The 23,616-nt window shown below is 38.0% G+C and carries 22 protein-coding genes, 2 tRNA genes and 1 pseudogene; 14 read left to right on the plus strand and 11 right to left on the minus strand.

The window, feature by feature from the left end:
* Positions 1–3: 3 nt before the first annotated feature.
* Positions 4–80, plus strand: a tRNA-Arg gene (locus AC1PJP_RS00520).
* 106 nt (positions 81–186) lie between these two features.
* Complete coding sequence (locus tag AC1PJP_RS00525; RefSeq protein ID WP_479766355.1) at positions 187–780, plus strand: HAD-IB family hydrolase; 594 nt, start codon at positions 187–189, stop codon at positions 778–780.
* Positions 781–850: 70 nt separating this feature from the next.
* Here AC1PJP_RS00525 and AC1PJP_RS00530 read toward each other — a convergent pair whose 3' ends face one another.
* Positions 851–3,010 carry a hypothetical protein gene (locus AC1PJP_RS00530; protein WP_479766356.1) on the minus strand — a complete coding sequence of 720 codons (2,160 nt, stop codon included), beginning with the start codon at positions 3,008–3,010 and terminating at the stop codon, positions 851–853.
* Between the two features lie 580 nt (positions 3,011–3,590).
* On the opposite strand from AC1PJP_RS00530, the gene AC1PJP_RS00535 reads away from it, so the two are divergent.
* Positions 3,591–3,667 (plus strand) — tRNA-Arg (locus AC1PJP_RS00535).
* Between the two features lie 114 nt (positions 3,668–3,781).
* On the opposite strand, the gene AC1PJP_RS00540 is transcribed toward AC1PJP_RS00535, so the two are convergent.
* Positions 3,782–4,474, minus strand: a complete 693-nt coding sequence (locus tag AC1PJP_RS00540) for a nitroreductase family protein (RefSeq protein WP_479766357.1) — start codon at positions 4,472–4,474, stop codon at positions 3,782–3,784.
* Positions 4,475–4,697: 223 nt separating this feature from the next.
* On the opposite strand from AC1PJP_RS00540, the gene AC1PJP_RS00545 reads away from it, so the two are divergent.
* Positions 4,698–5,195, plus strand: a complete 498-nt coding sequence (locus AC1PJP_RS00545; RefSeq protein WP_005301331.1) for a YcxB family protein — start codon at positions 4,698–4,700, stop codon at positions 5,193–5,195.
* A gap of 39 nt (positions 5,196–5,234) precedes the next feature.
* Complete coding sequence (locus tag AC1PJP_RS00550) at positions 5,235–5,876, plus strand: fumarylacetoacetate hydrolase family protein (RefSeq protein WP_111854999.1); 642 nt, start codon at positions 5,235–5,237, stop codon at positions 5,874–5,876.
* 105 nt (positions 5,877–5,981) lie between these two features.
* Here AC1PJP_RS00550 and AC1PJP_RS00555 read toward each other — a convergent pair whose 3' ends face one another.
* Positions 5,982–7,229: a YihY family inner membrane protein gene (locus AC1PJP_RS00555; protein ID WP_016140126.1), complete on the minus strand. Its 1,248-nt coding sequence runs from the start codon at positions 7,227–7,229 to the stop codon at positions 5,982–5,984.
* Between the two features lie 360 nt (positions 7,230–7,589).
* Between AC1PJP_RS00555 and wrbA the strand changes: the two genes are divergently transcribed.
* Positions 7,590–8,198, plus strand: coding sequence for an NAD(P)H:quinone oxidoreductase (gene wrbA / locus AC1PJP_RS00560; RefSeq protein ID WP_479766358.1), 609 nt, complete (start codon positions 7,590–7,592; stop codon positions 8,196–8,198).
* A gap of 47 nt (positions 8,199–8,245) precedes the next feature.
* On the opposite strand, the gene AC1PJP_RS00565 is transcribed toward wrbA, so the two are convergent.
* From AC1PJP_RS00565 to AC1PJP_RS00575, 3 genes are all read right to left on the minus strand, one after another.
* Positions 8,246–8,821: a xanthine phosphoribosyltransferase gene (locus AC1PJP_RS00565; protein ID WP_004789579.1), complete on the minus strand. Its 576-nt coding sequence runs from the start codon at positions 8,819–8,821 to the stop codon at positions 8,246–8,248.
* Between the two features lie 71 nt (positions 8,822–8,892).
* Complete coding sequence (locus tag AC1PJP_RS00570) at positions 8,893–9,606, minus strand: DUF3108 domain-containing protein (RefSeq protein ID WP_004789577.1); 714 nt, start codon at positions 9,604–9,606, stop codon at positions 8,893–8,895.
* 158 nt (positions 9,607–9,764) lie between these two features.
* Entirely contained in the window at positions 9,765–10,436 is a 672-nt protein-coding gene (locus AC1PJP_RS00575; RefSeq protein WP_013196794.1) for a hypothetical protein, read from the minus strand.
* Positions 10,437–10,668: 232 nt separating this feature from the next.
* Between AC1PJP_RS00575 and AC1PJP_RS00580 the strand changes: the two genes are divergently transcribed.
* Positions 10,669–11,553: an energy transducer TonB gene (locus AC1PJP_RS00580; protein WP_005301340.1), complete on the plus strand. Its 885-nt coding sequence runs from the start codon at positions 10,669–10,671 to the stop codon at positions 11,551–11,553.
* A gap of 100 nt (positions 11,554–11,653) precedes the next feature.
* On the opposite strand, the gene ybeY is transcribed toward AC1PJP_RS00580, so the two are convergent.
* The 3 genes from ybeY to miaB are packed head-to-tail and all read right to left on the minus strand — an operon-like array spanning position 11,654 to position 14,723.
* Entirely contained in the window at positions 11,654–12,136 is a 483-nt protein-coding gene (ybeY, locus tag AC1PJP_RS00585) for an rRNA maturation RNase YbeY (RefSeq protein WP_004789571.1), read from the minus strand.
* Positions 12,137–12,145: 9 nt separating this feature from the next.
* Positions 12,146–13,234: a PhoH family protein gene (locus tag AC1PJP_RS00590; RefSeq protein WP_004789570.1), complete on the minus strand. Its 1,089-nt coding sequence runs from the start codon at positions 13,232–13,234 to the stop codon at positions 12,146–12,148.
* A gap of 37 nt (positions 13,235–13,271) precedes the next feature.
* Positions 13,272–14,723: a tRNA (N6-isopentenyl adenosine(37)-C2)-methylthiotransferase MiaB gene (gene miaB / locus AC1PJP_RS00595; RefSeq protein WP_005301343.1), complete on the minus strand. Its 1,452-nt coding sequence runs from the start codon at positions 14,721–14,723 to the stop codon at positions 13,272–13,274.
* A 287-nt stretch (positions 14,724–15,010) separates the two neighbouring features.
* Here miaB and AC1PJP_RS00600 point away from each other — a divergent pair, with 287 nt between their 5' ends.
* From AC1PJP_RS00600 to AC1PJP_RS00615, 4 genes are all read left to right on the plus strand, one after another.
* Entirely contained in the window at positions 15,011–16,954 is a 1,944-nt protein-coding gene (locus tag AC1PJP_RS00600) for a lytic transglycosylase domain-containing protein (protein WP_107882056.1), read from the plus strand.
* Between the two features lie 56 nt (positions 16,955–17,010).
* Positions 17,011–17,673, plus strand: coding sequence for a ribonuclease T2 family protein (locus tag AC1PJP_RS00605; protein WP_004789563.1), 663 nt, complete (start codon positions 17,011–17,013; stop codon positions 17,671–17,673).
* Between the two features lie 211 nt (positions 17,674–17,884).
* The gene (locus AC1PJP_RS00610) at positions 17,885–18,871 is read left to right on the plus strand and encodes a malate dehydrogenase (protein ID WP_003653591.1); all 987 of its coding nucleotides are present in this window, start codon (positions 17,885–17,887) and stop codon (positions 18,869–18,871) included.
* Positions 18,872–19,047: 176 nt separating this feature from the next.
* Positions 19,048–19,293 carry a DUF2789 family protein gene (locus tag AC1PJP_RS00615; protein WP_013196798.1) on the plus strand — a complete coding sequence of 82 codons (246 nt, stop codon included), beginning with the start codon at positions 19,048–19,050 and terminating at the stop codon, positions 19,291–19,293.
* Between the two features lie 63 nt (positions 19,294–19,356).
* On the opposite strand, the gene AC1PJP_RS00620 is transcribed toward AC1PJP_RS00615, so the two are convergent.
* Positions 19,357–19,884, minus strand: coding sequence for a hypothetical protein (locus tag AC1PJP_RS00620; RefSeq protein WP_002119538.1), 528 nt, complete (start codon positions 19,882–19,884; stop codon positions 19,357–19,359).
* A gap of 67 nt (positions 19,885–19,951) precedes the next feature.
* Entirely contained in the window at positions 19,952–20,557 is a 606-nt protein-coding gene (locus AC1PJP_RS00625; protein ID WP_004789561.1) for a 2OG-Fe(II) oxygenase, read from the minus strand.
* 117 nt (positions 20,558–20,674) lie between these two features.
* Between AC1PJP_RS00625 and AC1PJP_RS00630 the strand changes: the two genes are divergently transcribed.
* The 3 genes and pseudogenes from AC1PJP_RS00630 (at position 20,675) to AC1PJP_RS00640 (ending at position 23,502) form a co-directional block, all read left to right on the plus strand.
* Positions 20,675–21,532 (plus strand): 23S rRNA (adenine(2030)-N(6))-methyltransferase RlmJ, encoded by an 858-nt coding sequence (locus AC1PJP_RS00630; RefSeq protein WP_004789560.1) that lies wholly within the window; start codon positions 20,675–20,677, stop codon positions 21,530–21,532.
* Positions 21,533–21,573: 41 nt separating this feature from the next.
* Complete coding sequence (gene pssA / locus AC1PJP_RS00635; protein ID WP_004789558.1) at positions 21,574–22,407, plus strand: CDP-diacylglycerol--serine O-phosphatidyltransferase; 834 nt, start codon at positions 21,574–21,576, stop codon at positions 22,405–22,407.
* A gap of 17 nt (positions 22,408–22,424) precedes the next feature.
* Positions 22,425–23,502 (plus strand): annotated as a pseudogene (locus AC1PJP_RS00640) (DUF6670 family protein).
* Positions 23,503–23,616: the final 114 nt, after the last annotated feature.

A 23,616-nucleotide genomic window follows, 5' to 3' on the forward strand; every position in this document is an offset into this window, starting at 1 on the left:
TACGCGCTCATAGCTCAGCTGGATAGAGCACTTGGCTACGAACTAAGGGGTCGGGAGTTCGAATCTCTCTGAGCGCACCAACTTGAAGAATTAACCGCTTTTATAGCGGTTTTTTTGTGCTTATTTTTTAGTAATTTTAATAAATCTAAATTTATAACTTTTTAATTATATTAGAGATAATCATAAATGAACCTAGCTTTATTTGATTTTGATGGCACCATCACTCATAACGACACATTCAGCTTGTTTCTTAAATTTTCTTTAGACAGAAAAACACAACTCGTCGGTGGTATTCGGCTTGCACCGTATATAGCTGGCTATAAACTTGGTTGGGTAACGGATAAAACCATTCGAACTAAGCTCTGCCAAGTAGGATATATGGGTTATGACGCGAATTCCCTAAAAGATATGGGGCAAGAGTTTGCTAAAAAGGTACTTCCTACATGTGTTCGTGAAAATGCTTTGGAGCGTATTCTCTGGCATAAACAACAAGGTGATCAAATTGTTGTTGTATCAGCATCATTAGGCGTTTATTTAGAAAGTTGGTGTCATTCTTTAGGTTTAGATGTTATATGCAACCAACTTGAAACACATAATGGTATTTTAACAGGCCATTTTATTGATGGTGATTGTGGTTATTTGGAAAAAGTAAATAGAATAAAAAATAAATATGATTTAAGCCAATACCCGACCATATATGCTTATGGTGATACTCCTAATGATTATGCAATGTTGGAATTAGCACATAAAAAGTATTATAGGTGGCAAGAGATTGATTAGTATTAAATTAATATTTGAAACTATATTAAATCAGAAAGCCACTTATAAAAGTGGCTTTCTTTTAATGATATTAAACAGTATGGAAAGAATTATCTAAGAAGTTATCAGTAAGTAATGACTGAGGTACGATAGTATGCGTCGTATTTGTTACGCTAGATACTGTAGAAGTTACTCCACCGAGTAAGCTGCCACTTGTTAACCCACCAAGTAAATTAGAAATGACATCTAAGCCACCTTGACCAGTCACCCCACCAGTTAAGCTACCTACGATATCCGTTACGATACCAATAGGGTTTTCTGTGCCACCAGTAACGCCACCAGTTAAACCGCCTAGAAGGTCAGTCACTACACCGAGTGGACTATCGCCGCTAACACTACCAGTTAAACCTCCAAGAAGATCAGTTACTACACCAAGAGGGCTATCACCACCAGTAACTCCACCAATAGTGCCTGTTACACCGCCAAGGATTTCTGTTAATAAACCAGTTGCAGTAGAGCCATTAGTAATAAGTGTACCGATAATACCAGTCGCTGATTCAGTTGCACCTTGAATATCACCACCGACTAAGTCAGATACAACTTCAAGAGCACCATTTACCGTGTCACGAGAAGTTTCGAAAGTTAGTGTGCCGAGGTCAGCAATTTCAGAAACAGGATGTTCTACTTGTGGAAGAATACCGATAATTGTATCCGCTACGGTATCAATACCAGTGTTGATAATTTCAGTTTTTAGGCTTTCAACGCCTTGAAGAATATCGATACCACCTTGAACCACGTCGATCACTGGGGAGATTGGAGATGTGCCGCCACCGATACCGCCTGTTACGCCGCCGATGATGTCAGTTACGACTTCAAGAGGGTTACCACCAACGCCGCCTGTGACACCACCGATGATGTCAGTTACAACTTCAAGAGGATTACCGCCAACACCACCAGTTACGCCGCCGATGATGTCAGTCACAACTTCAAGAGGATTACCACCGACACCGCCTGTGACGCCACCAACTACATCGGTAACACTTCCTACAACACCAGTGATAATACCAGCAGCAGTTGTACCGTTATTGATAAGTGTACCCAGAATACCAGTTGCTGATTCAGTTGCACCTTGGATATCTCCGCCAACTAAATCAGAAACAACTTCAAGTGCGCCGTTTACCGTGTCACGAGAAGTTTCGAAAGTTAATGTGCCGAGGTCTGCAATTTCAGAAACAGGATGTTCAGTTTGTGGAAGAATGCCAATGATTGTGTCGGCAACAGTGTCGATACCTGTATTAATAATTTCAGTTTTTAGGCTTTCAACGCCTTGAAGAATATCGATACCGCCTTGAACTACGTCGATTACTGGAGAGATTGGAGATGTGCCGCCACCGATTCCGCCCGTTACGCCACCGATGATGTCGGTTACGACTTCAAGAGGGTTACCACCAACGCCGCCTGTTACACCGCCGATGATGTCGGTTACGACTTCAAGAGGGTTACCACCAACGCCACCAGTTACACCGCCCACTACATCGGTAACACTTCCAACTACACCAGTGACAATACCTGTAGCAGTTGTACCATTGTTGATAAGTGTTTCAATAATTCCAGTTGCTGACGCAGTTGCGCCTGAGATATCTCCACCTACTAAATCAGAAACAACTTCAAGAGCACCGTTTACCGTGTCGCGAGAAGTTTCAAAAGTTAAGGTGCCAAGGTCTGCAATTTCAGAAACAGGATGTTCAGTTTGTGGGAGTACTCCAATGATTGTTCCAGCAACAGTTTCAATGCCAGTGTTGATAATTTCAGTTTTTAGACTTTCGACACCCTGAAGAATATCGATACCGCCTTGAACGACATCAATGACAGGGGAAATTGGTGATGTTCCGCCAGTCACACCACCTGTTATGCCACCAATAACACCAGTGACTACTTCAAGGGGATTGCCGCCAGATACGCCTCCAATCAAACCACCAGTTACACCACCCACAACATTGGTTACTGTTTCTAATGGATTTGTAGAACCGACAGTACCAGTTACAGTGCCAACCACATCAGAAACTAAGCCTGTTGCAGTATGCGTAACCGTATTAGTTACTGTAGAAATAACATTTGAAAGTAAGCCTGATGTTGAAACATGTGCATCAACAGAAGAACCCGTGTTTACAGTGGTATTTACCGATACAACATTACCCAAGTCTTGAGTAACTTTTGAGATCGAAGATACGAGATTTTTTAGTAAAAACATGTTGGTCTATTTCCTATATAATTATGTATTTTTAAGTAAGTATTATTTATTGCGCTACATAATTAATGAGATGTATATCTCAATAATTGGAATTTAGTATTGGTTAGATATCAAAAGCTGTCAATGTGTATTTTTAGTCACATTTTTTAATATTAAATAATATTTAAAGAAATAATAATTCATTTAATTTAGACGTAAAAATAATAATGGTTTTTATATAATATTTTTTTAATTAATTATATTTTTTCTTATATTTCCACTTATTTGAAGCAGTATATTAGATAAATTTTACTTGGGTCTATAATGTTAGGGCTTAGCTAGAAATATATTATTTCTATAATGTTGAGTGAAATGGTCGACTTTAGCTTTTAGATATGTGGCGAAATACGTCAAAAAGCCTATAAAACTTATTTGAAAAAAAATATTTCAAATACATCTTAGGTAAGAAAGTCTTCAATAATTTTAGCTACTATTTTAGGTAAAAGAGGGGTGTGGCTAAGAACTAGACGGTTGATGACAGAAAGATGAAAAAAGGCTTCCTAAGCCTTAAAAAATGCGTATAATGCGCAACATCAAGTACGCGCTCATAGCTCAGCTGGATAGAGCACTTGGCTACGAACTAAGGGGTCGGGAGTTCGAATCTCTCTGAGCGCACCACTTGAAGAATTAACCGCTATATATAGCGGTTTTTTTGTGCCTATTTTTTGTCATTTCTATTAAAAGCCAGTGCTCGTGGTAACCAGCTTTGAAAAGAATTAAAAATTAGAAAAATTAGCCAAATGTTTTAAAACGATTTTCATCTTCAATAAAAGCTTTTTCTCCGGCTTCGCCTTCGATTGAACCAAATACTAATTGAGCTCTTAATTTCCAATGAGCAGGAACATTAAAAGCAGCATTAATTTTCTCATCAATGATTGGATTGTAGTGTTGCAAAGAAGCTCCAATACCTTGTTCAGCCAGTACGTTCCATACTGCAAATTGTGCAATTGCTGTTGAGTGCTCAGACCATATTGGAAAATTATCTGCATATGCTTCAAATTGCTCTTGTAGACCTTTAATCACATGTTGGTCTTCAAAAAATAAAACTGTACCTGTACCTGCCGCAAAACTTTGAATTTTCTGTTCAGTTCCAGCTAGGGCTTCTGCTGGAATAATCGTTTTTAATACATCTAAAACAATATTCCAGAAATTTTGGTGGGACTGATCAAATAAAATCACAACGCGAGAAGACTGAGAGTTAAATGCAGATGGGCTATGTTTTACAGCCTCTTGAATTAATTTTTCAATTTCAGTTGGGGACTGTTTTAAGTTCTTTCCTATTGAATAAATTGAACGACGTTTTTTAATTAATTCTAAAAAGCTTGGTTCATTTGAAAGATTCGTCTCTTGAGTGGTGTGCGTAACCACATCTTTTGAGACTGTTGCTTTTTGTTTTAAGCCAAATAATTTTGCAAAAAAAGACATGAGACATTCCACTAAGAAGGTGATGCTCTTATTGTAGAAATTTTAAAAAGTGAAATAAGCTCAAAAAATATGAATCTACGTTCCATATATGCAACGAAAAATATTTTGCAACTGAACTATAACTGCTTCTTTTAAACAAAACAAAAAATAGCCTTTGATTCATTTTAAAGCTGAAATGAATATGCTCTAATAGTTTCGATTTATTGAGTATTGATGCATTGCAATGACTGAGCAAAAAACAGCTTTATCTTTACGTTACTATTTGAATTTAGAAGAATCACAAGATGGATTTTCGTTAGTAACATTTGGGAAAAAACAATTTACCCGTTTTCTAACACCTGCGATTAGCATTGCAATTATTATTTGGGGACTTTATTTAGGTTTCTCTGGGGTTGGCCGATATTATGTCGGATTAGGTTTGTTTTTTCTGGTAATGCAAGGGCTGATGCGTTATTGGCTTTTACCGATGTTATTTAAACGTCAATTTGTTCGTTACCAGTTCGGAAAGAGTGAGCAGGGAATCGACCTTTATCAAGATTATTTTGAGCTTTATTCCAGTGAACGTAAGCAAGTAGTGCAATATGCGGATGTGCAAACCTTTGCTAAAGGTAAGTTGACATACATGCTTGAGTTAAAAAACAAAACTGTAATTATTGTGCCAAAACGAGCATTTGCACAGGTTTCAGATCAAACGATATTTGAAAATACATTTAAGAAATAAATTATTGGAATTATTAGCCGCAACAACAAAGGAAGCCTCATGAATACACGTCCTTCAAAAATCGTTTGCGTAGGCAGAAGCTATGCTGATCATGTCAAAGAATTAAATAATGCTATGCCTGACAAGCCTATATTATTTATTAAACCACCTAGTAGTTTGATTGGTTTAAATGACGGTATTTCCTGGAATCCAGCTTGGGGCAGCTGTCATTTTGAGTGTGAATTAGTTTTACGCATTGACCAACCTTTAAAAGGTGAAACAGATCCTGCAAAAGCATTAAAAGCGATTGGTGCGGTGACATTAGGTCTCGATTTAACAATGCGTGATTTACAGAATGATCTGAAAAGTAAAGGTCATCCATGGGAACGTGCAAAAGCTTTTGATGGTGCTTGTGTATTGGCTGACTGGGTAGATTTGAGCGAAATTACCGATTGGCAAGAAACTAAATTCACTTTCCATATTAATGATGAATTGCGTCAAGATGGCAATACTGCACTGTTAATGTTTACTATTGGCGATCTATTAGCTGATATTAATCAGGTCTTTTCACTAGAACCGGGTGATGTAATTATGACAGGTTCACCTGCTGGTGTTGGGCCTTTACACTCGGGTGATCAGTTAAAAATGACATTAAAAGGTGCAACGCAAGATTTTGTATGGAAAACTTTTGTAAAAGCATAATCCACTCTTAAATTTTCTAATTTTTAACCCTATTATTTTCCAATAATAGGGTTTTTTATTGTCTAGAAGTGGAAGACATTTATATTAAGAAATCATCTTATTTTTCTATTTCTCTTCAAAAACTGTTGAAAGGGGAATAGAAAGTTTTGCAGCCAAATAATCATTAGATTCAATAAGCGCTGGTCCAATTTTTTCCATCCATTCATCGTCATCATGTACATTTTGGACATCTTGACGTAAAGGCAATGGATAAGGAAGGGCTGTGAAAAAACTCCAGAAATCAACTTGGGATAAATTACGTGCTAGAACATATTCATCTTTATCGGTGCGTTTAACCAAATTTTGTTCTTCTAGTAAAAGTACATAAGCAGGCCAGCGACCAATTTCTCCACGGCCTAAAATTTCTAAAGCTTCTTTATCACTTACACTTTCACCCAGCTTTTGCTTTTTATAAAACAGCTCAAGAATATCTAATAACATTAGAACAGGATGTCGTTTTTGCTCTTTACCTGAGTGAAAAGCAGTTAAAGCAAAACTAACTTCTACGCCCAGTAAAATAATATTCCATGAAAGAAAGATCCATAATAGGAAAATGGGTACTGCTGCAAATGCGCCGTAGATCAGTTCATAGCTGGTGAAATTTGACATGACGAAGCTGAATAGGTTTTTGAGAATTTCAAAAAGTACAGCACTTAAGCAGGCCGCTATACCAGCTGCATAAACTGGAACTGTTCGGTTCGGAATAGTCCAATACAAAATAAAAAAGCCAACAATGGTCAATAAAAAAGAAATCAACCAGAGTATGAATGATCCATCAAGTTGATATCCTGCAAAATTATTGCTGAGAATATTCATGGAAGCGACAGTCGAGGAAATGACAAATGCACTTCCTAAGATAATTGGGCCCAAAGAGATGATGGTCCAGTAACGCATGAACCCCATAATGCCACTACGAGTTTCTTTTACGCGCCAAATGCGATTAAAGACGGTTTCAATTGAGGTCAGCATTAAAACGGTAGTGACGAATAAAAATAGCACACCAATAACGGTCAGGTTGCTCGATTTCTCTGTGAAAGCATTTAGAGCTTTATCAAATGCAATAGTGCTCTTGGGTAAAAAATTACTATAGATTAAATGTTGGAGCTGTTGTCTTGCAGGTTCTAACGCTTTAATTGAAGAGATAATAACTAAAAAAACCGTTAACATCGGTACAACTGCGAATAGTGTTGTATAGGTGAGAGAACCAGCTTGTTCACGGCACCGATCAGCTTCAAAACGTTTAAATACATATAAAACGAACTGAAACCAGGTTTTATTATAAAAAGGAAGCTTACTTAAAAAACGTTGTAACATGCGTTGTCTATCCCGATTTTTTTAATCATCATGTTGGGCGATTAATAGCTTATCAAAGTATGAGCTGAACAACTCAAATCGTAGATTAAAGCAAAATAATAACTTATAGAATTAAAGTCGTTCTGTAAGTTTACTATGCGCTATAGAAAAAATTGTAGCCATAATCTTTTCAGAAAAGTTGGCTTTCTGTTGTGTGATTATAGGATCCATCAAAAGTTGGTGAACCTTTTACTCAACGAATTTGAGAAATTTGCTCGTGTTGTCTTTAAAGCTAAACAATCAATCACCTCTAGAATTTCATAAAATTGGTTTCGCCAAAAAAATAAAAAATACCGTATAGTGTTCTTTTTAACAAAATTTATGAAACCGATGCAACCTTACATTCTTGTACTCTATTACAGTAAATATGGTTCTACTAAAGAAATGGCACATTTAATTGCCAATGGTGTTGAGTCTGCGGGTATGTCAGTGAAAATTCGGACAGTGCCAAATATTGCTCCGGTCGTCACGGTAGCTGAACCAAGTATTCCGGCAGAAGGCGATATCTACTGTACGTTAGATGATCTAGCGAATTGTGCGGGTCTGGCGTTAGGTTCCCCAACTCGCTTCGGCAATATGGCAAGTGAAATGAAATATTTTTGGGATCAAACGACGAGTCTTTGGCTCAATGGGGCATTACATAATAAACCTGCTTGTGTTTTTACTTCTTCTGGATCAATGCATGGTGGGCAGGAGAGTACTTTACTCACGATGTTGCCGCCATTATTTCATCACGGGATGATGATCCTGGGATTACCAAATGCAATTCCAGCTTTATCTAACACTAAAACAGGTGGAACACCTTATGGGGCAAGTCATGTAAGCGGACCCCGCCATGACCAGAGCTTAAGTCAGGATGAAAAGATTTTGTGTGAAGCTCAAGGTAAGCGTTTGGGTGAAATCGTTAAAAAGCTTGTAGTTTCTCTTTAAATAGTCAAAAAAAAGAGCGGATATCCGCTCTTTTTTATTTGCACAATTTATTCTTTTACAAAAGTAACTTTACCATCTGTAAGAGAAAGAACACGTGCTAATGACTCAACTCGGTAGCCTTTTTCAAGCAATAAATCACGGCCCGGTTGGAATGATTTTTCAATCACAATACCAACCCCCACAACTTCTGCATTTGCTTGGTGAATTAAATCAATTAGTCCTAATGCTGCTTGGCCATTCGCCAAGAAGTCATCAATAACTAATGCTTTATCAGTTGAATGAAGGTGTTTGTTTGAAATCGCAATCGTGCTTTCAGTTTGTTTAGTAAAACTAAATACTTTAGAGCGATATAAGTCATCTTTTAACGTCAATGACTGATATTTACGAGCGAAAATTACAGGTACACCAAGTTCCAAACCTGCCATGATTGCAGGTGCAATACCTGATGCTTCAATGGTAATAATCTTGGTAATCCCTGCATCTTTAAAGCGAGCGGCAAATTCTTTACCAATCTGCTGCATTAATACAGGATCAATTTGGTGGTTTAAGAAAGCATCGACTTTCAAGACTTGATCAGATAGAACGATACCTTCTGTTAAGATTTTCTGTTCTAGTGCGTGCACGGGAGAATCCTCTAGACGGATGCTTTTAAAGCAAATGCGTATTTTAAAAAGCATCCGAAAAAATGCAAGCTTTAATTCGTTTTACCTGTATAACTTGTTAATAACAGGCCATAAGAAGTTTTACCATCAACATGGCTGACTTTAACTGGTAAGTAGTCCAATTTAGGTGCTAACCAGAAAATAGTATTACGGTCTGGTTTACCATGTTCTAAAACAACTTTTACGGTATCAAATGTGCCATAAGAAGTTTTAATTTTCTCATTGCCTTGTTTTACAAAACGACGATTTTCAACTTCTTTTGCATCGGCAAGAGGGTATGAAGTTTTAAGTGAACCATTTTTTAAATCTTCACGCACTTGTAATTCTGCATTTAACTCATCAAGTACACCAGCCTGCCAAGCAAATGAACGAGCTTTATCATCTTTCTTGGTAGAAATAGTTTTGCTGTTTGGATTAAAGTTAATATTCATAGTGTTGTTATGAATCAAAATTTTGCTAGTACGGCTAAAACTTTGAGATCCAATTTTACCATTAGCAAAACTAAATTTACTTGTTTCACTTGCAGAAGCAATTCCACCTGCTTTTGCTGTGAAATTATAAGTCCAATTATTACCTTGCTGGCTTAAGGTACGTGTAGCCGAACCCATACCTTTATTATTATAAGTGAACTGATAATTTGCCTGAAATGGGCTCATGGCAAGTGCATGGCTTGAGAAACCTGCAAAAAGCAAAGTTGTTGAAATACCTGTTGCGATGCCAAACGATTTCAGAAATTTTGTTGCCATAAGTAAATATCCTTGTACAGACTGAAAAGTCAGTGCTGATGCATCTATAACTTAAACATATTATGCCTGTTGATCATGGAGAAAAAATCAGGATTTATGCTAAATGTGTAATCTATTTGTGTTTTTTGGCAGTTAATTCATTTTTATTCATCACAGCGCTATGCATCTTTTTGCTGGATTGGTGTGATTTCAGAATCTTCTAATTCATCTTCAAAATCATCGTCCTGATCACGGTAAAGTAACGCAGCTAAATTCACATTTCCAAATACGACTAACTCAGCCTCACGAACTCGTGCGTAATTTACATGCACTTTACTTAATGTCTCGATAATACTGGCTTTTTTACCAAACCAGCGATTGAGGTCAAGAAATATCAGTTCATCACGTTCCTCTGCTACATTAAAACGTTCCAGAATCATTCCTAAAGGATCTTTTTTCAAAATTTTATGGTAGTAAAAAACCGCGGCTTTTACGGCAATCTTCTGCCAAATGTTTTTATATTTAGCTTCAATAATTTGTGTATTGCTAATTTGTTCAAAAACTAAAAGCTGTTGTTCTTGATTAAATTCCATCTGAATCAGCTTTAAATCAACAGATAGTGTCGTCTCTAGGCCTTTTACATGCATGGTTGCATATAACCTTAACCAGTCATGATAAAGATCCGCATGGAGGTCATCTAGAAATTCAACATTATTGGTAACATAACGTTGTAAAGTTGCATTCAGAAAGGTTTGTGATAACGTAAAATCTCTTTCTTCTTCAATGAATGCTTCTGCTTTTTGGTAGACCTTTTTAAGGCGTCTGACTAATGAGGAAAATAGCGTTTGCATAAAAGAACTTCCAGAAGATAATTTACTTAAGAACCAACACAATCTTTATTATGATAAAAAACGAGTTTTGATATTGCAGTGTAACAAATTTAATTGATACATTTTGACAAAATGAAAATGGATAAAATTCTATATTTGAAGTGAATCACACTTTTATCCAGATTTGAATATCAGTTTATATTTTATTCGGTATTAAACCGTGGGGATAAGGCATTTATATGCTTTTAAGATTATGTTGAACAAAAGAAGTCTATCCATAGAGCCTTTTTACCATTGGTGGCAAGACAGAGTCTTTATTGCTGCAACCATATTGGCAATCTTACTGCATGTTTTTGTGTTGCTCATCCACTTTGCCATGCCTAGCCCGTCAGAGCAATCTACTAAAGAAATTGCAATTTCAATTCGATCAAGCAATGAGCCAGTTCAGCAGGCAGACTTTTTGGCACAAGCGGACCAGCAGGGTTCGGGCACATTTCGTGAAGCCCATCGTACCTCTAGTGATACTCCAAATCCGATGCCTAATGATGCTTCAACAGGAAATGCAGAGTTAGAAAGTTTGCAAAAGGTTCAGCAACAAAGAGAGCTTAAATTTGAAGAAAAAGTCTTAATGACTGTTTTGAGTTGGCAAAAACAAGCTGATGCGAGTCAAAGGAAAAAAGAACTAGAACAATTACAAAGTCAATTTCAGGCAAAAGCTGCGATGGTTGCGAGTCTTGAAGCACAATATTTACAACGTAGACAAGATTTCAGTCGGCAACAAAAAATCAAAACAGTAGATGGAATTCAAGCGAAGAAAGATGCTTCGGCTGCTTATTTAGATAAGTTCCGTGAAAAAGTAGAGTTGTATGGTAATCGCTATTATCCAGAAGAAGCCAAACAACAACAGCTAAGAGGCGAAGTCCGTTTAATGGTGATTTTGAATGCCCAAGGCGGAATTCGTGCAATTCGATTACTTGAAAGCTCAGGACACTCAATATTAGATGAAGCAGCTAAGTCTTCAGTACGTCGCGGTGCACCATTTGGGCATTTCGATGCCAATATGAAAGATATTTCTGAATTACGTATTGTACGTACGTGGCGTTTCGATCCGGCTCAAGCAGAATTTGAAGTACATTAATAAAAAATGTGGATAAGTTTTAGCTTATCCACATTGATTATAATTAATTAGACAAAAGGCTATTTGAATATAGACTAGGTTTTTATCTAATTAAGAATGATTAGATCTGTTCTTGGTAAGGATTTTCGATATTCAGCTTTGCTAGAATTTCGACTTCAATCCCTTCCATTTCCTCTGCATCTTCATCACTGGTTTCATGGTCATAACCAAGCAAATGTAAAACACCATGTACTAATAGATGTGCAAAATGGTTTTGGGCAGTTTTTTTCTGTTCTAATGCTTCTTGTAATACCACTGGAATACAAATAACTAAATCGCCTAAAGGTAAGGCATCTAGCATTGGTAAAACTTCTTCAGGAATATCACTTGGAAATGATAAAACATTAGTTGGTTTATCTTTCTCTCTATATTGCAGATTAAGTTGTTGGCTTTCTGCTAAATCGACACAAGCAACGCCAATTTCGCAATCTTCTTTATAGCCAACGTGGCGTAAAGTTGTCTCAATAATTTTTTTGAGTTGAGCTCGTTTGAGCTCTAACTCAGGTGATTGAAAGTCTTGTTGTAAACTTAAACTGATTTTCAAAATAAATCCTTAAGCATCCTGATGTTGCAAGTCTGCTGCTGTATCGTTTTCAGCAACTAATGCTTCTTGACGTGCTTTGCGCTCAGCACGTGCTTCAGCATTAAGACGCTGTTGTTCACCATCCCATCCTTCATACGCTTCAACGATTTTTTGAACCAGTTGGTGACGTACAACGTCACGGGAATGGAAACGGGTAATATGAATTTCTGTAATATTTTCGAGTACGCGAAGTGCGTGTGCCAAACCAGATTGTTGACCTCGAGGTAAATCTACTTGGGTAATGTCACCTGTAATCACTGCACGAGAGCCAAAACCTAAACGGGTCAAGAACATTTTCATTTGTTCTGGTGTTGTGTTCTGAGCTTCATCCAAAATGACAAATGAATGGTTAAGTGTACGACCACGCATATATGCAAGAGGCGCAACCTCAATGACTTGACGCTCAATTAACTTGGCAACTTTTTCAAAGCCAAGCATTTCGTAAAGTGCATCATAAAGAGGACGTAAATAGGGGTCAATTTTCTGGGTTAAATCACCAGGTAAGAAACCAAGCTTTTCTCCAGCTTCTACAGCAGGACGTACAAGTAAAATCCGCTGGATTTCGTTACGTTCTAGCATGTCTACGGCGGCAGCAACTGCTAAATAGGTTTTACCTGTACCAGCAGGGCCTACACCGAAAGAAATGTCGCTTTGTAAAATACGTTGTACATAACGTTTTTGATTGGCACCACGTGGATTAATGCGGCCTTTTCGGGTCTGGAAATAGACATCAAGCGGCGCATCGTGTTCATCCATTTCGTCACCAACCAACTCGAAATTACGTTCAGTTTGTGATGATTGAATGAGGAGGTGTAATAGATCAGCACTGATTTGCTGGGATACCTCAGACTCTTCGTAGAGTCGTTGCAATAATGCTTCGGCTCTCCCAACAGCATCTATTTCACCATCTATGTGAAAAACATCTCCACGATGAGTAATTTTGACATCTAAACGCTGTTCAATTTGCTTCAGGTGCCCATTATAGGCACCTAGAATGCTCTTTAAACGTTCCATTGAAATTTCAGGAAATGTTACGGTACGTCGAATCGCTGCAGTCAAGAGAAAACCTTTCAGTAGACTTTAGAATACCTCTACATTACGCCACGTCAGGTTCAAGATTCAAGAGCTCACCGTAAACAAAATTTAAAGTTTTAATTTCAGTAATCTCGATCTCTGCAAAACGGCCAACCCAAGTTGCATCACCAACGAAAGTGACTAGACGTGTATTGTCAGCAGTACCAATTAAAATATTAGGGTCTTGATCAGATACTTTTTCAATAAGTACACGTTCAATTTTACCTAACATGGCATCTGTTTTTTCAATACTAGACTGCTTAATGACTTTCTGAACTTGAGCTAAACGCTCTTTTTTAACTTGCTCAGGTGTGGTGTCTGGCAAGTCCGATGCTGGTGTACCTGGGCGTTTCGAATAAACAAAACTATACGAGTGATCGAAATCTAAGTCTTTGATAAATTGCAATGTTTCTGCAAAATTTTCATCAGTTTCGCCAGGGAAGCCAATAATAAAATCGCTTGATAAATGCATGTCTGGACGAATTTTACGTAGCTTCGCAATTTTATCGATATAAACATCAATCGTGTGATTTCGCTTCATTGCCTGTAAAACATCATTCGAACCACTTTGAACGGGCAAGTGTAAATGTGACACCATTTGAGGTAAATCTTCATAACACTGAATTAGCTCATCAGAGAACTCAAGTGGGTGCGATGTTGTATAACGTAAGCGTCCAATACCCGGAATTTCTGCAACGAGTCGTAACAATTCAGGGAAGGTACAGATGCCACCTTCGAAGGTTTCACCACGGTAACCATTTACATTTTGACCAAGAAGTGAAATTTCACGGACACCTTTTTCAGCAAGGCCTGCAATTTCTGCAAGTACATCATCTAAAGGTCGAGAAACTTCTTCACCGCGTGTATATGGAACTACACAGAAAGAGCAGTATTTAGAACAGCCTTCCATAATAGAAACAAATGCTTTAAAGCCTTCTACGCGTGGTTCTGGTAAAAAGTCGAACTTTTCAATATCTGGGAAAGAAATATCAACGAGTTTGATTTTGTCTTTTTTAGGTTTTTCTACTTGAGCATTATGTTGATCAAGCATTTGTGGTAAACGGTGTAATGTTTGAGGGCCAAAAATCATGTCAACATAAGGTGCACGTTTTTGAATATTGTCGCCTTCTTGAGAGGCAACACATCCACCGACACCAATCACAAGATCTGGATTTTTGTCTTTTAGTTTGCGCCAGCGCCCTAATTCACTAAATACTTTTTCCTGTGCTTTTTCACGGATAGAACACGTATTCATGAGCAGGATGTCTGCTTCATTAGGGTTACTCGTTAAAATGTAACCGTGAGAGTCCCCTAAAAGGTCTGCCATACGGTGACTGTCATACTCATTCATCTGACACCCTTGAGTTTCAATATAAAGTTTTTTTATTGAAACATCAGTGGTGTGCGTTGGCTGGGTAACAGTGTTTTCTGAGGCAGCTTTGGCACCATTGGGAATGAAGGTTTGAACCGTCATGCAGGCTCCTAACAGATCGATCTAAAAAAGAATAAATTTGCCCAAAATGGGTCAAACCATTCATTATAGCAGTATTTGGACCGAACCGATAACAGTAAACCTTTAGAACGTGACACCGTTTTTTTGAAGTAAATTATGTGAATTTTAATGATGTTGAATCATAGAGTTACATAACACAACAAAAGAAAGCACGAAGACTAATTAAACTATGCTTTGAAGGTGAATAGTCAGGGTTTAACACATTTATGAGACCAAGTAGAAAGAGCTCATCAATCCATAGTCGTGTAATGAAAAATAAATATATGCATCGTAGCTGGTTAGGAGCTATGTGTTTACTTGGTTGTTCATTTACCTATGCTGCCGAAGAGCAGTTCAATGATGCATTAAATGCTGCAAATAGTGGCAATACCGCGTTATTAGACCAATATCAGCTTGCTATGCAAAATGATGTATTGGGGTACTATCCAGAATATTGGAAACTTAATACCAATCTTGGCTTTCAACCTTCAGCTTCGATTGTAAGTTTTGCTCAACGTTATCCTCAATCTGCAATGGCTGAGAAATTAGCAGCCGATTATGTTGAAGAAAAAGTTAAACAAGCTGACTTCGCATCTGCACAACCTTTACTATCTTATGTCACCAATCCAGATCAAGCCGAAAACTGTGCATTGGCACAGGTGAGAGCCAAAACCGGTGATGCATTAGTTTTTGCTGAATATAAAGATGTATGGTTAGCCACCGAATCGCAACCTGAATCTTGTGTGGGTCTAGGACGCTTGATGTTATCTAGCCCATTAATGAGTCAGCAAGATAAGCAACAGCGCCTCTGGGTGCAGTTACGTTCTGGTTTAACAGGGCAGGCCCTTGCTACGGCACAGACTTTAGGTATGAATCTGTCTTTGGCTCAGCTTAATCAAATTCAGGCTAACCCACTCAATTATTTGTGGAGTGCGCCTAAAACAAATGATACGGACTATGCTTATTTGATTTTTGCATTAGGTCGTTTGGCTAATAATGACTTACCTAATGCTTTTTCGAACGTACAACGTGTCGCTCAAGGTACACCAGAGAATATACAAAAGTATTTATATAGAACGGTCGCTTATATTGGTGGCACCACGGTCATGAAAAATAATTTCAATCGTGAAGTTCTTCAATATTTTGATGCAAGTTACGGTTACCCTCTAAGCCCTGAAGAGGCTGAAATTTATGCGCGTCAGGCAATTCGATTTGGTGCGTGGGAAAGTTTAATTCGTGCTATTGATGCTATGAGCGTGACACAAAAACAAGAAGATCGCTGGCAATATTGGCTTGCTCGTGCAACAGAACAGCGCAATGACAGTAATTCAAAAAATACTGCGCAACGTATTTATAAGAAATTAGCTGAAAGTGGCGATGACTATCACAACCTGTTAGCTAAAGATCGTTTGGGTGAACGTTATAATCACCAACCTTATGATGACCAGCCAACAGCAAGTGATTTAAGACGTTTAGATCAGAATGTTCACTTTAATCGTGCTTTTACTTTAAGACGTATTAATGCAAATCCAACTTATACCAATCGAGAATGGAACTGGGCCGTTCGACAAGCTTATCTTCAACATGATGATGGTGTGTTGTTAGCTGCTGCAAAGCGTGCTCATGATATGGGATGGTATGACCGTGCGATTTACGCAGCAGATCGTACAACAAATAAACATAATGATACGTATCGCTATGTGACCCCCCATAAGACTAATGTCGTAAGTCATAGTTACAATGCAGGAATTGATCCAGCGTGGGCTTATGGTTTAATGCGACAAGAAAGCCGATTTGTTACCTCTGCACGCTCTCACGTTGGAGCGGGTGGACTTATGCAAATTATGCCCGATACGGCAAAGTTGATTGCACGTCAAATGGGCGAAACCTATAATCCAGCGGCATTAAATGAAATGAATACCAATATTCGATATGGTACATTTTATTTGTCGATGATTCAGGGACAATTAAGCAATAATCCAGTTTTGGCAACGGCAGGTTATAATGCTGGACCTAATCGGGCAAGACGTTGGCAACCGGACTTTCAATCAATTTCGGCTGATCAATATACAGAGACAATTCCATTGTTAGAAACCAGAGACTATGTCAAGCATGTTATGACGAATGCAACACATTATGGTGTGATATTAGGGCAAGGGGCTCAATCATTATCACAACGTATGAAAGTCATTCCAATGCGTACATCGCCTTAAGTTTAGGTGGTTGATGATGGATCTTCTTTTAATTGGCATATTCAAGTTTTAATTAAATGAAATATAGATATTTGGAACTTCGTTCAATTTTGCAACTTGCATGGTGGCTTATCTGTGCAGGGGTAGGATTGATGAGTTCCGTTTTGCATGCCGAACCTGTTAATTTACAGGGATATGTTATGCACGTACAAATGACACCTGCCGCATGTGCGTTAGATCCCTCTAAACAAAAACAACGTAAATGTCTTGAAGGATATTCACTGACAATTACAGGCCTTATGCCAGAAACAAATCAGACTGATTGTTCAACAGAAAGTTCGGCAGCTCTTTCCCCATTGCAAGCCAAAGTCGTAGCTCGGGTCATGCCTGACAACAATGCTCGTGTACAGCTTTGGAAGAGTGTAGGGGGATGCGTTCCTATGAATGCAAGTCAATATTTCCGGACAGTCATTAACTTTGCTGAACGTTTAAAAATTCCAGCTAGTCTTACCAGTTCGACAAATGTTGAAATTCAACAGTCGGCCTTAAAACAGCAATTTACTCGTCTTAATCCGAGCTTGCCGCAAAATGGTATTCGTTTGACTTGTCAGTTATCACGTTCAGATGTTGTTTTAACGGAAGTGAAGGTGTGTTACACGGTAAAAGGCCAATATAAACAATGTGCAAATCATGTGGTATCGAATTGCCCTGGTGAAATCACGATTAAAGGTAGTTACTAAAGGTTACTATCATTTCGTGAAAAAATGCTGACCATACATTGAATCTATTTGTAAAGATTAATTTGTATTTTCTATCAGACTTTTGGTGAAAATGAGTCGCTTTTACATGCATCTGCCACATCTTTAGAGTACAATCTTTGCCGTTTATGATGATTTGGTTAGATGGAATTCCTATTTAGCCCGATTAAGGACACTCATTGGAGACAATTACATGAAGCAACCCGTTCGTGTTGCCGTGACTGGCGCTGCAGGTCAAATTGGTTACAGCTTATTATTCCGTATCGCAAGCGGTGAAATGTTAGGTAAAGATCAACCTGTTATTTTACAATTGCTTGAAGTTCCAGTTGAAAAAGCTCAACAAGCGCTTAAAGGCGTAATGATGGAACTTGATGACTGTGCTTTCCCTTTATTGGCTGGCATGATCGGGACTGATGATCCGAAAGTTGCATTTAAAGATGCTGACTACGCTTTATTGGTAGGTTCTCGTCCACGTGGTCCTGGTATGGAACGTGCTGACTTGTTAAAAGTTAACGGTGAAATTTTCATCGGTCAAGGTCAAGCATTAAACGAAGTTGCTAGTCGTGACGTTAAAGTATTAGTTGTAGGTAACCCTGCAAACACTAACGCTTACATCGCTATGAACTCTGCTCCAGACCTTCCAGCGAAAAACTTTACTGCTATGTTGCGTCTTGACCACAACCGTGCGTTGACTCAAGTTGCTCAAAAAGCTGGTGTTGCAGTTGCTGATATCGAACACTTAACAGTTTGGGGCAACCACTCTCCAACAATGTATGCTGACTACCGTTTTGCAACTGCAAATGGCGAAAGCTTAAAAGACAAAATCAACGATGCGGCATGGAACAAAGATGTGTTCCTTCCAACTGTTGGTAAACGTGGTGCTGCGATTATCGAAGCACGTGGTTTGTCTTCTGCTGCTTCTGCTGCTAACGCTGCAATTGACCATATGCGCGATTGGGCACTTGGCACAAACGGCAAATGGGTAACTATGGGTATTCCATCTGACGGTTCTTATGGTATTCCAGAAGGCGTTATGTTTGGTTTCCCTGTAACAACTGAGAATGGTGAATACAAAATCGTTCAAGGTTTAGAAATTGATGAATTCAGCCGTGAACGTATCAACTTCACTCTAAATGAGCTTGAAGAAGAACGTGCAGCAATTGCTGACATGTTGAAATAATTTATCTTTTTGATAAGTTAAAAAAAGCACTCTTTTTAGAGTGCTTTTTTATATTTAATCATTTGAAACAAAACACAAAAAACAACAAGAAAATATAAACATTATCATGCATATAAAAAGGTTTTATTGTTAGATTAGTTAATAGATGATTTAAAACAAGTTATAGGAGAATAACAATGTTTGAACAGCAACCTACTTTAGAGCTTTTATTTGATCAGCTGGGTTTAGCTTCAGATGAAGCAAGCATCGAAAACTTTATCAAAACACATCAATTGCCTGCTGAGCAGAAATTACATGAAGCCTCTTTTTGGTCAAAAGGTCAAAGTGATTTTTTAAAGAGCCATTGGGAAAAAGATGATGAATGGATTGTGGTGATTGATGAACTTAATGAACAACTACATGAAGATAGTGTGAAAAAATAAACGAATAAAACAAAGGCCTGTTTTATATTCAATATATAAAACAGGCCTAATTACATTATCTGTTTAATGTGTCTTTACTTTTAATTTATCTTTATACCATGGCTCATGACGTACAAGGTCAAATACAGGTTGGCCATGAAGCAATTCAAGATCACATGTAGACGTTGATAAATATTTAGTTAACCAATGGCGTGTCAATGCCGACTCTTGTCGAGCGGCTGACGCATAAGCCAAGAAGAAATAAATATCAGCATGTTCATGATGTGCTAATGGCTTCAAAATTTGTTGAGTAATCAACGCAAAACGTTTTTCTTTATTAAGTTCAAAATAAAGCATATACGCTTTGGCCAAGTGTAGAGACAAATTAAGATATAAGCTCAAAGGCATTTCTTCATATTCCATACGAGCTTGTTCAAGCAAAACAATCGCTTCTTGTAGGAAATGAAGTTGTTCTTGGCGAACACGACTTAATACGACAAGTTGCATGCGTAACTCGGCACGCTCCAAAGCAAGTTCAGGCGTATTTTCAGTCAAATAAAGTTGGTCTGTTTCACCAATTCGGTTCACAATTGTTTTACTTTCAATAGACATACGCCATTACCTTCTTTAATCAATAGCTTTTATATCGGGTTCATTTACCAAATTTAAAGAGTAACCATTAAACCCAAATCGAATTTCCGCTACGAAGCCAAGCTGTGATAGAGAGTCTTTGTTGTTTTGAAGTTAATACTTCATGTAATAAATTGCTTTGAAATATTACAAGTCGATTTGGCTCTGGATTAACGATATGCCACTTCTCATTTTTATCTTGCAGTCGTAATTGACCACCCCAATCTTCTTGCCATTCTGGATGTAAATAATAAACGGTTGAGATAATACGATCATTTTTTTGCTGAGGATTGTCTCGGTGTAAAGCATAAAACTCACCCAAACCATAACGGGCGAAATGAGCTTCCACTTCTTTAATTCCTAAATAGAATGCTTGATTTAGATTTTGTGAAAAAGAAGTTAAGGTTTCAATATGTTGCTGAGCAATAGGAAGTTGATCATTAATCCAGAGAATATGATCGCTACGGATATTACTCATTACACCGTTTTGAATGCCAGCTTCTCTAAATTCATCAATATGATGGCTACACTCATTAGCGACTTGAGCGCGATATTGATCCGAATAGGCTTGATTAATAATCGCAAAGCCATGCGTATTTAAATCATCTAGAATTTGATCTAGATCCCATGAGTCTGGAAGCGGGTGAGAGAGCATATAACCTCGAGTAGATCGTAAAAATATCAAGCCGCTCTATTTTAGATGATCACAACCTTACGAAAGAATATTTTTTTCATGTTAAACTATTTGTTGAATTGAGGAATTAAAGTCAACATGAATTACCGTCACCATTTCCATGCGGGCAACTTTGCAGATGTTATGAAGCATGTGCTTTTGCTACAGCTTCTCAACCGTTTAAATGCTAAAGATAAACCTTATCGTTATATCGATACGCATGGAGGTGCAGGAAAATATGATTTATCTCTGGCGCCTGCACAGAAGTCTGGAGAGTTTCTTACAGGCATTCACCGTCTAGTTCAAATATCTGAAATGGAAAAGCGTCAGGCACCTGAAGCAATCCAGCAATATTTGAAGTTGGTAGAACAGCTACGCTCTGAAGAAGGCAAAGGTAGTTATCCGGGCTCACCATGGTTTGCTTTGCAAGGCATGCGTGAAATTGATAAGGCAACAATTTTTGAAATGCAACGCGATGTCTTTCAACAATTGCGACACAACATTTATGATAAACGTGCAGGTTTACATGAACGTGATGCCTACGAAGGTCTGCTCGGCGTAATTCCGCCAAAAGAAAAACGTGGTTTGGTCATGATCGACCCACCTTACGAATTAGAACGTAAAGATTTTCCGCAATTAGTTGAACTGTTGCAACAAGCTCATAAGAAATGGCCAACAGGCGTTTTTGCAGTTTGGTATCCAATTAAAGACCGAGCGATGATTGAACGTTTTGAAAAGAAAATGTTTAAAACAGGAATTCGCCGTCAGTTAGTCTGCGAAATTTGTGTATGGCCAGATGACACACCTGTAGGTTTGAATGGTTGTGGTCTATTAGTGATTAACCCACCTTGGCAGTTCTCTGAACAAGCTGACCAGGCTCTACAGTGGTTATTCCCGCATCTACGCATGCAAGAAACTGGTGGTCACGCTGCTGTTCGCTGGTTAGTAGGTGAGTAACAGTTAACTTAAATCAATGCACATGTTTGGAATAGAAAATAATGACAAATGCGCCTAAACCAGAGCAAGATTTAACTCATAATGAACATTCATTTGATGGGATTACATTCGAAGTGGTTGAAGAAGAGGATAATCCGGAAGGACAAAAAGTGAAGCGCCGAGGTATTTATCTTTGGCCTAACTTAATTACGACAGCCGCTTTGTTGTCTGGTTTCTATTCTATCATTGCAAGTATGAATGGGGATTTTACCCAAGCTATTTATGCCATTTTTATAGCAGCGCTTCTAGATGGTCTAGATGGTCGAGTTGCTCGCGCGATTGGTGCACAAAGTGCTTTTGGTGAGCAATATGATTCCCTTTCTGATTTATTAGCTTTTGGTGTGGCTCCTGCAATGCTGATGTATAGCTGGAGTTTGCATGATTTAGGCCGTATTGGGTTAGCATGTTGTTTTGTTTATACAGCATGTGCAGCTTTCCGTTTAGCACGTTTCAATGTACAAATTGGTGTTGTTGATAAGCGCTATTTTATTGGGATTGCAAGTCCACTCGCTGCCATTATCATTATTTCCCTTGTTTGGGTTGCTCGCGATTATCCTTTCATTTTTGATTTACGTGATATAGCGATTAAATCCATTAATGCTGTGATTATGGTTGTTGTGGGGTTGCTCATGATTTCCAATATTAAATATTACTCTTTCAAACAAATGGACCGTAAACGCGTTCCCTTTGTAGTTATGTTGCCAGTAGTACTGATTTTTGCAGCAATCACTTATAATATTCCAATGGGCATTTTGACTGTTTCAATTCTCTATGCTCTTTCTGGTTTTGTTACGACACTATTTGCACGCAAGAGTAACGAAACAATAAAAACATAAAATAGAAGAGGTTCAGTATGCCTAAGTTGATAAGTCAAATTAATCAATTACAGCAGCTGGGCCTGAATGCTAAAGAGGGGGTTGTATATCAGCCTTCTCGCGGCTTTTTTAAAATAGTTTATCAAGGCTTAATCCTTCCAAATCTTCCTGCTCCACTGCGTTACTTTAATTACATTAGTCTAGTTGGGCAGCCACGCATTCCTCTTTGCTATAACGCTCACACCATTACGACTTCGGCAATTGATACTGCAACTGTGCTTGTAAGTAATAGCCAACATAGTGTGGGACATTTAAAAACTTATTCTATTCGGCGGCAGTGCCAGTTTGACTCAGAACAATACAAGTTTGATAAAACAGACTTGATTGAGTGGAAAATCCCAAAGATCCATCTTCAGAGATTAGACCTAGAAATGGGTTGTAATCTTACTATTCATATTTCAGAAAATATCTCTAATAATTCTGCATTGCAGTGGGGTGTTTCGGACTATTGGTCAACACTATGTTTATGTGAAGGTGAAGTTTTTTATAAAGGGCAAAAGTATCAAGTTGAAGGGTTGGGACGATTTAAACACGCAAGAGCCCTGCATTTACCATTCTTATCTTTATGTTTCTACACATGCCAAATTATTAATTTAAATGAAACGACTCAGCTTGCATTTTCACAAATAAGAAATCAGTGGAATATCATCTTATGTTCAAGATTAGATATTCAAGAATTTGGGAAGCCTGTTGAGAGCTTTACTGAAGATGTAAATTTACATATCCATCGCGTTTATCCAAAAGTTAGAACACCGAATGGTAAAGAGATGTATTTACCCAGAGAATTTTCTTGGCAGTGTAAAAAAAATGGAAAAATTATTTTTGAACTCTATGCACAAAGCCGTGGTGACTACAAGTTTGGATTAGCTGCTGGATATGTAGGAAGCTTTCAATACCAATTAAGTTGGAATGAACAATGTCTACAAGGTGAGGGGGGGTATTGTGAATATATTGATTGTCGCCCACTTAGGTGGCAGGAAAAGAATCAAGACGAGAAAATTTTAGATAAATTGATGCTTTTACAACCATGTTTATATAAAAAATGATTATTTTTAGCATTTTTGATTAAAAAGCGAACTTTCGTTGCACTAATATTAAAAAAGGGGTTGTCAAAGGTTATTAATGGTCTATAATGCACATCCATCGGCGGTGATGCAGATAAGAACTTGT

This window comes from Acinetobacter sp. V116_7, assembly GCF_056735735.1.

Coding starts and splice junctions, on each gene's coding strand:
- AC1PJP_RS00525 (WP_479766355.1), top strand. CDS start 187: ATGAACCTAGCTTTATTTGATTTTGATGGCACCATCACTCATAACGAC.
- AC1PJP_RS00530 (WP_479766356.1), bottom strand. CDS start 3,010: ATGTTTTTACTAAAAAATCTCGTATCTTCGATCTCAAAAGTTACTCAA.
- AC1PJP_RS00540 (WP_479766357.1), bottom strand. CDS start 4,474: ATGTCTTTTTTTGCAAAATTATTTGGCTTAAAACAAAAAGCAACAGTC.
- AC1PJP_RS00545 (WP_005301331.1), top strand. CDS start 4,698: ATGACTGAGCAAAAAACAGCTTTATCTTTACGTTACTATTTGAATTTA.
- AC1PJP_RS00550 (WP_111854999.1), top strand. CDS start 5,235: ATGAATACACGTCCTTCAAAAATCGTTTGCGTAGGCAGAAGCTATGCT.
- AC1PJP_RS00555 (WP_016140126.1), bottom strand. CDS start 7,229: ATGTTACAACGTTTTTTAAGTAAGCTTCCTTTTTATAATAAAACCTGG.
- wrbA (WP_479766358.1), top strand. CDS start 7,590: ATGAAACCGATGCAACCTTACATTCTTGTACTCTATTACAGTAAATAT.
- AC1PJP_RS00570 (WP_004789577.1), bottom strand. CDS start 9,606: ATGGCAACAAAATTTCTGAAATCGTTTGGCATCGCAACAGGTATTTCA.
- AC1PJP_RS00575 (WP_013196794.1), bottom strand. CDS start 10,436: ATGCAAACGCTATTTTCCTCATTAGTCAGACGCCTTAAAAAGGTCTAC.
- AC1PJP_RS00580 (WP_005301340.1), top strand. CDS start 10,669: ATGTTGAACAAAAGAAGTCTATCCATAGAGCCTTTTTACCATTGGTGG.
- miaB (WP_005301343.1), bottom strand. CDS start 14,723: ATGACGGTTCAAACCTTCATTCCCAATGGTGCCAAAGCTGCCTCAGAA.
- AC1PJP_RS00600 (WP_107882056.1), top strand. CDS start 15,011: ATGAAAAATAAATATATGCATCGTAGCTGGTTAGGAGCTATGTGTTTA.
- AC1PJP_RS00605 (WP_004789563.1), top strand. CDS start 17,011: ATGAAATATAGATATTTGGAACTTCGTTCAATTTTGCAACTTGCATGG.
- AC1PJP_RS00610 (WP_003653591.1), top strand. CDS start 17,885: ATGAAGCAACCCGTTCGTGTTGCCGTGACTGGCGCTGCAGGTCAAATT.
- AC1PJP_RS00615 (WP_013196798.1), top strand. CDS start 19,048: ATGTTTGAACAGCAACCTACTTTAGAGCTTTTATTTGATCAGCTGGGT.
- AC1PJP_RS00620 (WP_002119538.1), bottom strand. CDS start 19,884: ATGTCTATTGAAAGTAAAACAATTGTGAACCGAATTGGTGAAACAGAC.
- AC1PJP_RS00625 (WP_004789561.1), bottom strand. CDS start 20,557: ATGCTCTCTCACCCGCTTCCAGACTCATGGGATCTAGATCAAATTCTA.
- AC1PJP_RS00630 (WP_004789560.1), top strand. CDS start 20,675: ATGAATTACCGTCACCATTTCCATGCGGGCAACTTTGCAGATGTTATG.
- pssA (WP_004789558.1), top strand. CDS start 21,574: ATGACAAATGCGCCTAAACCAGAGCAAGATTTAACTCATAATGAACAT.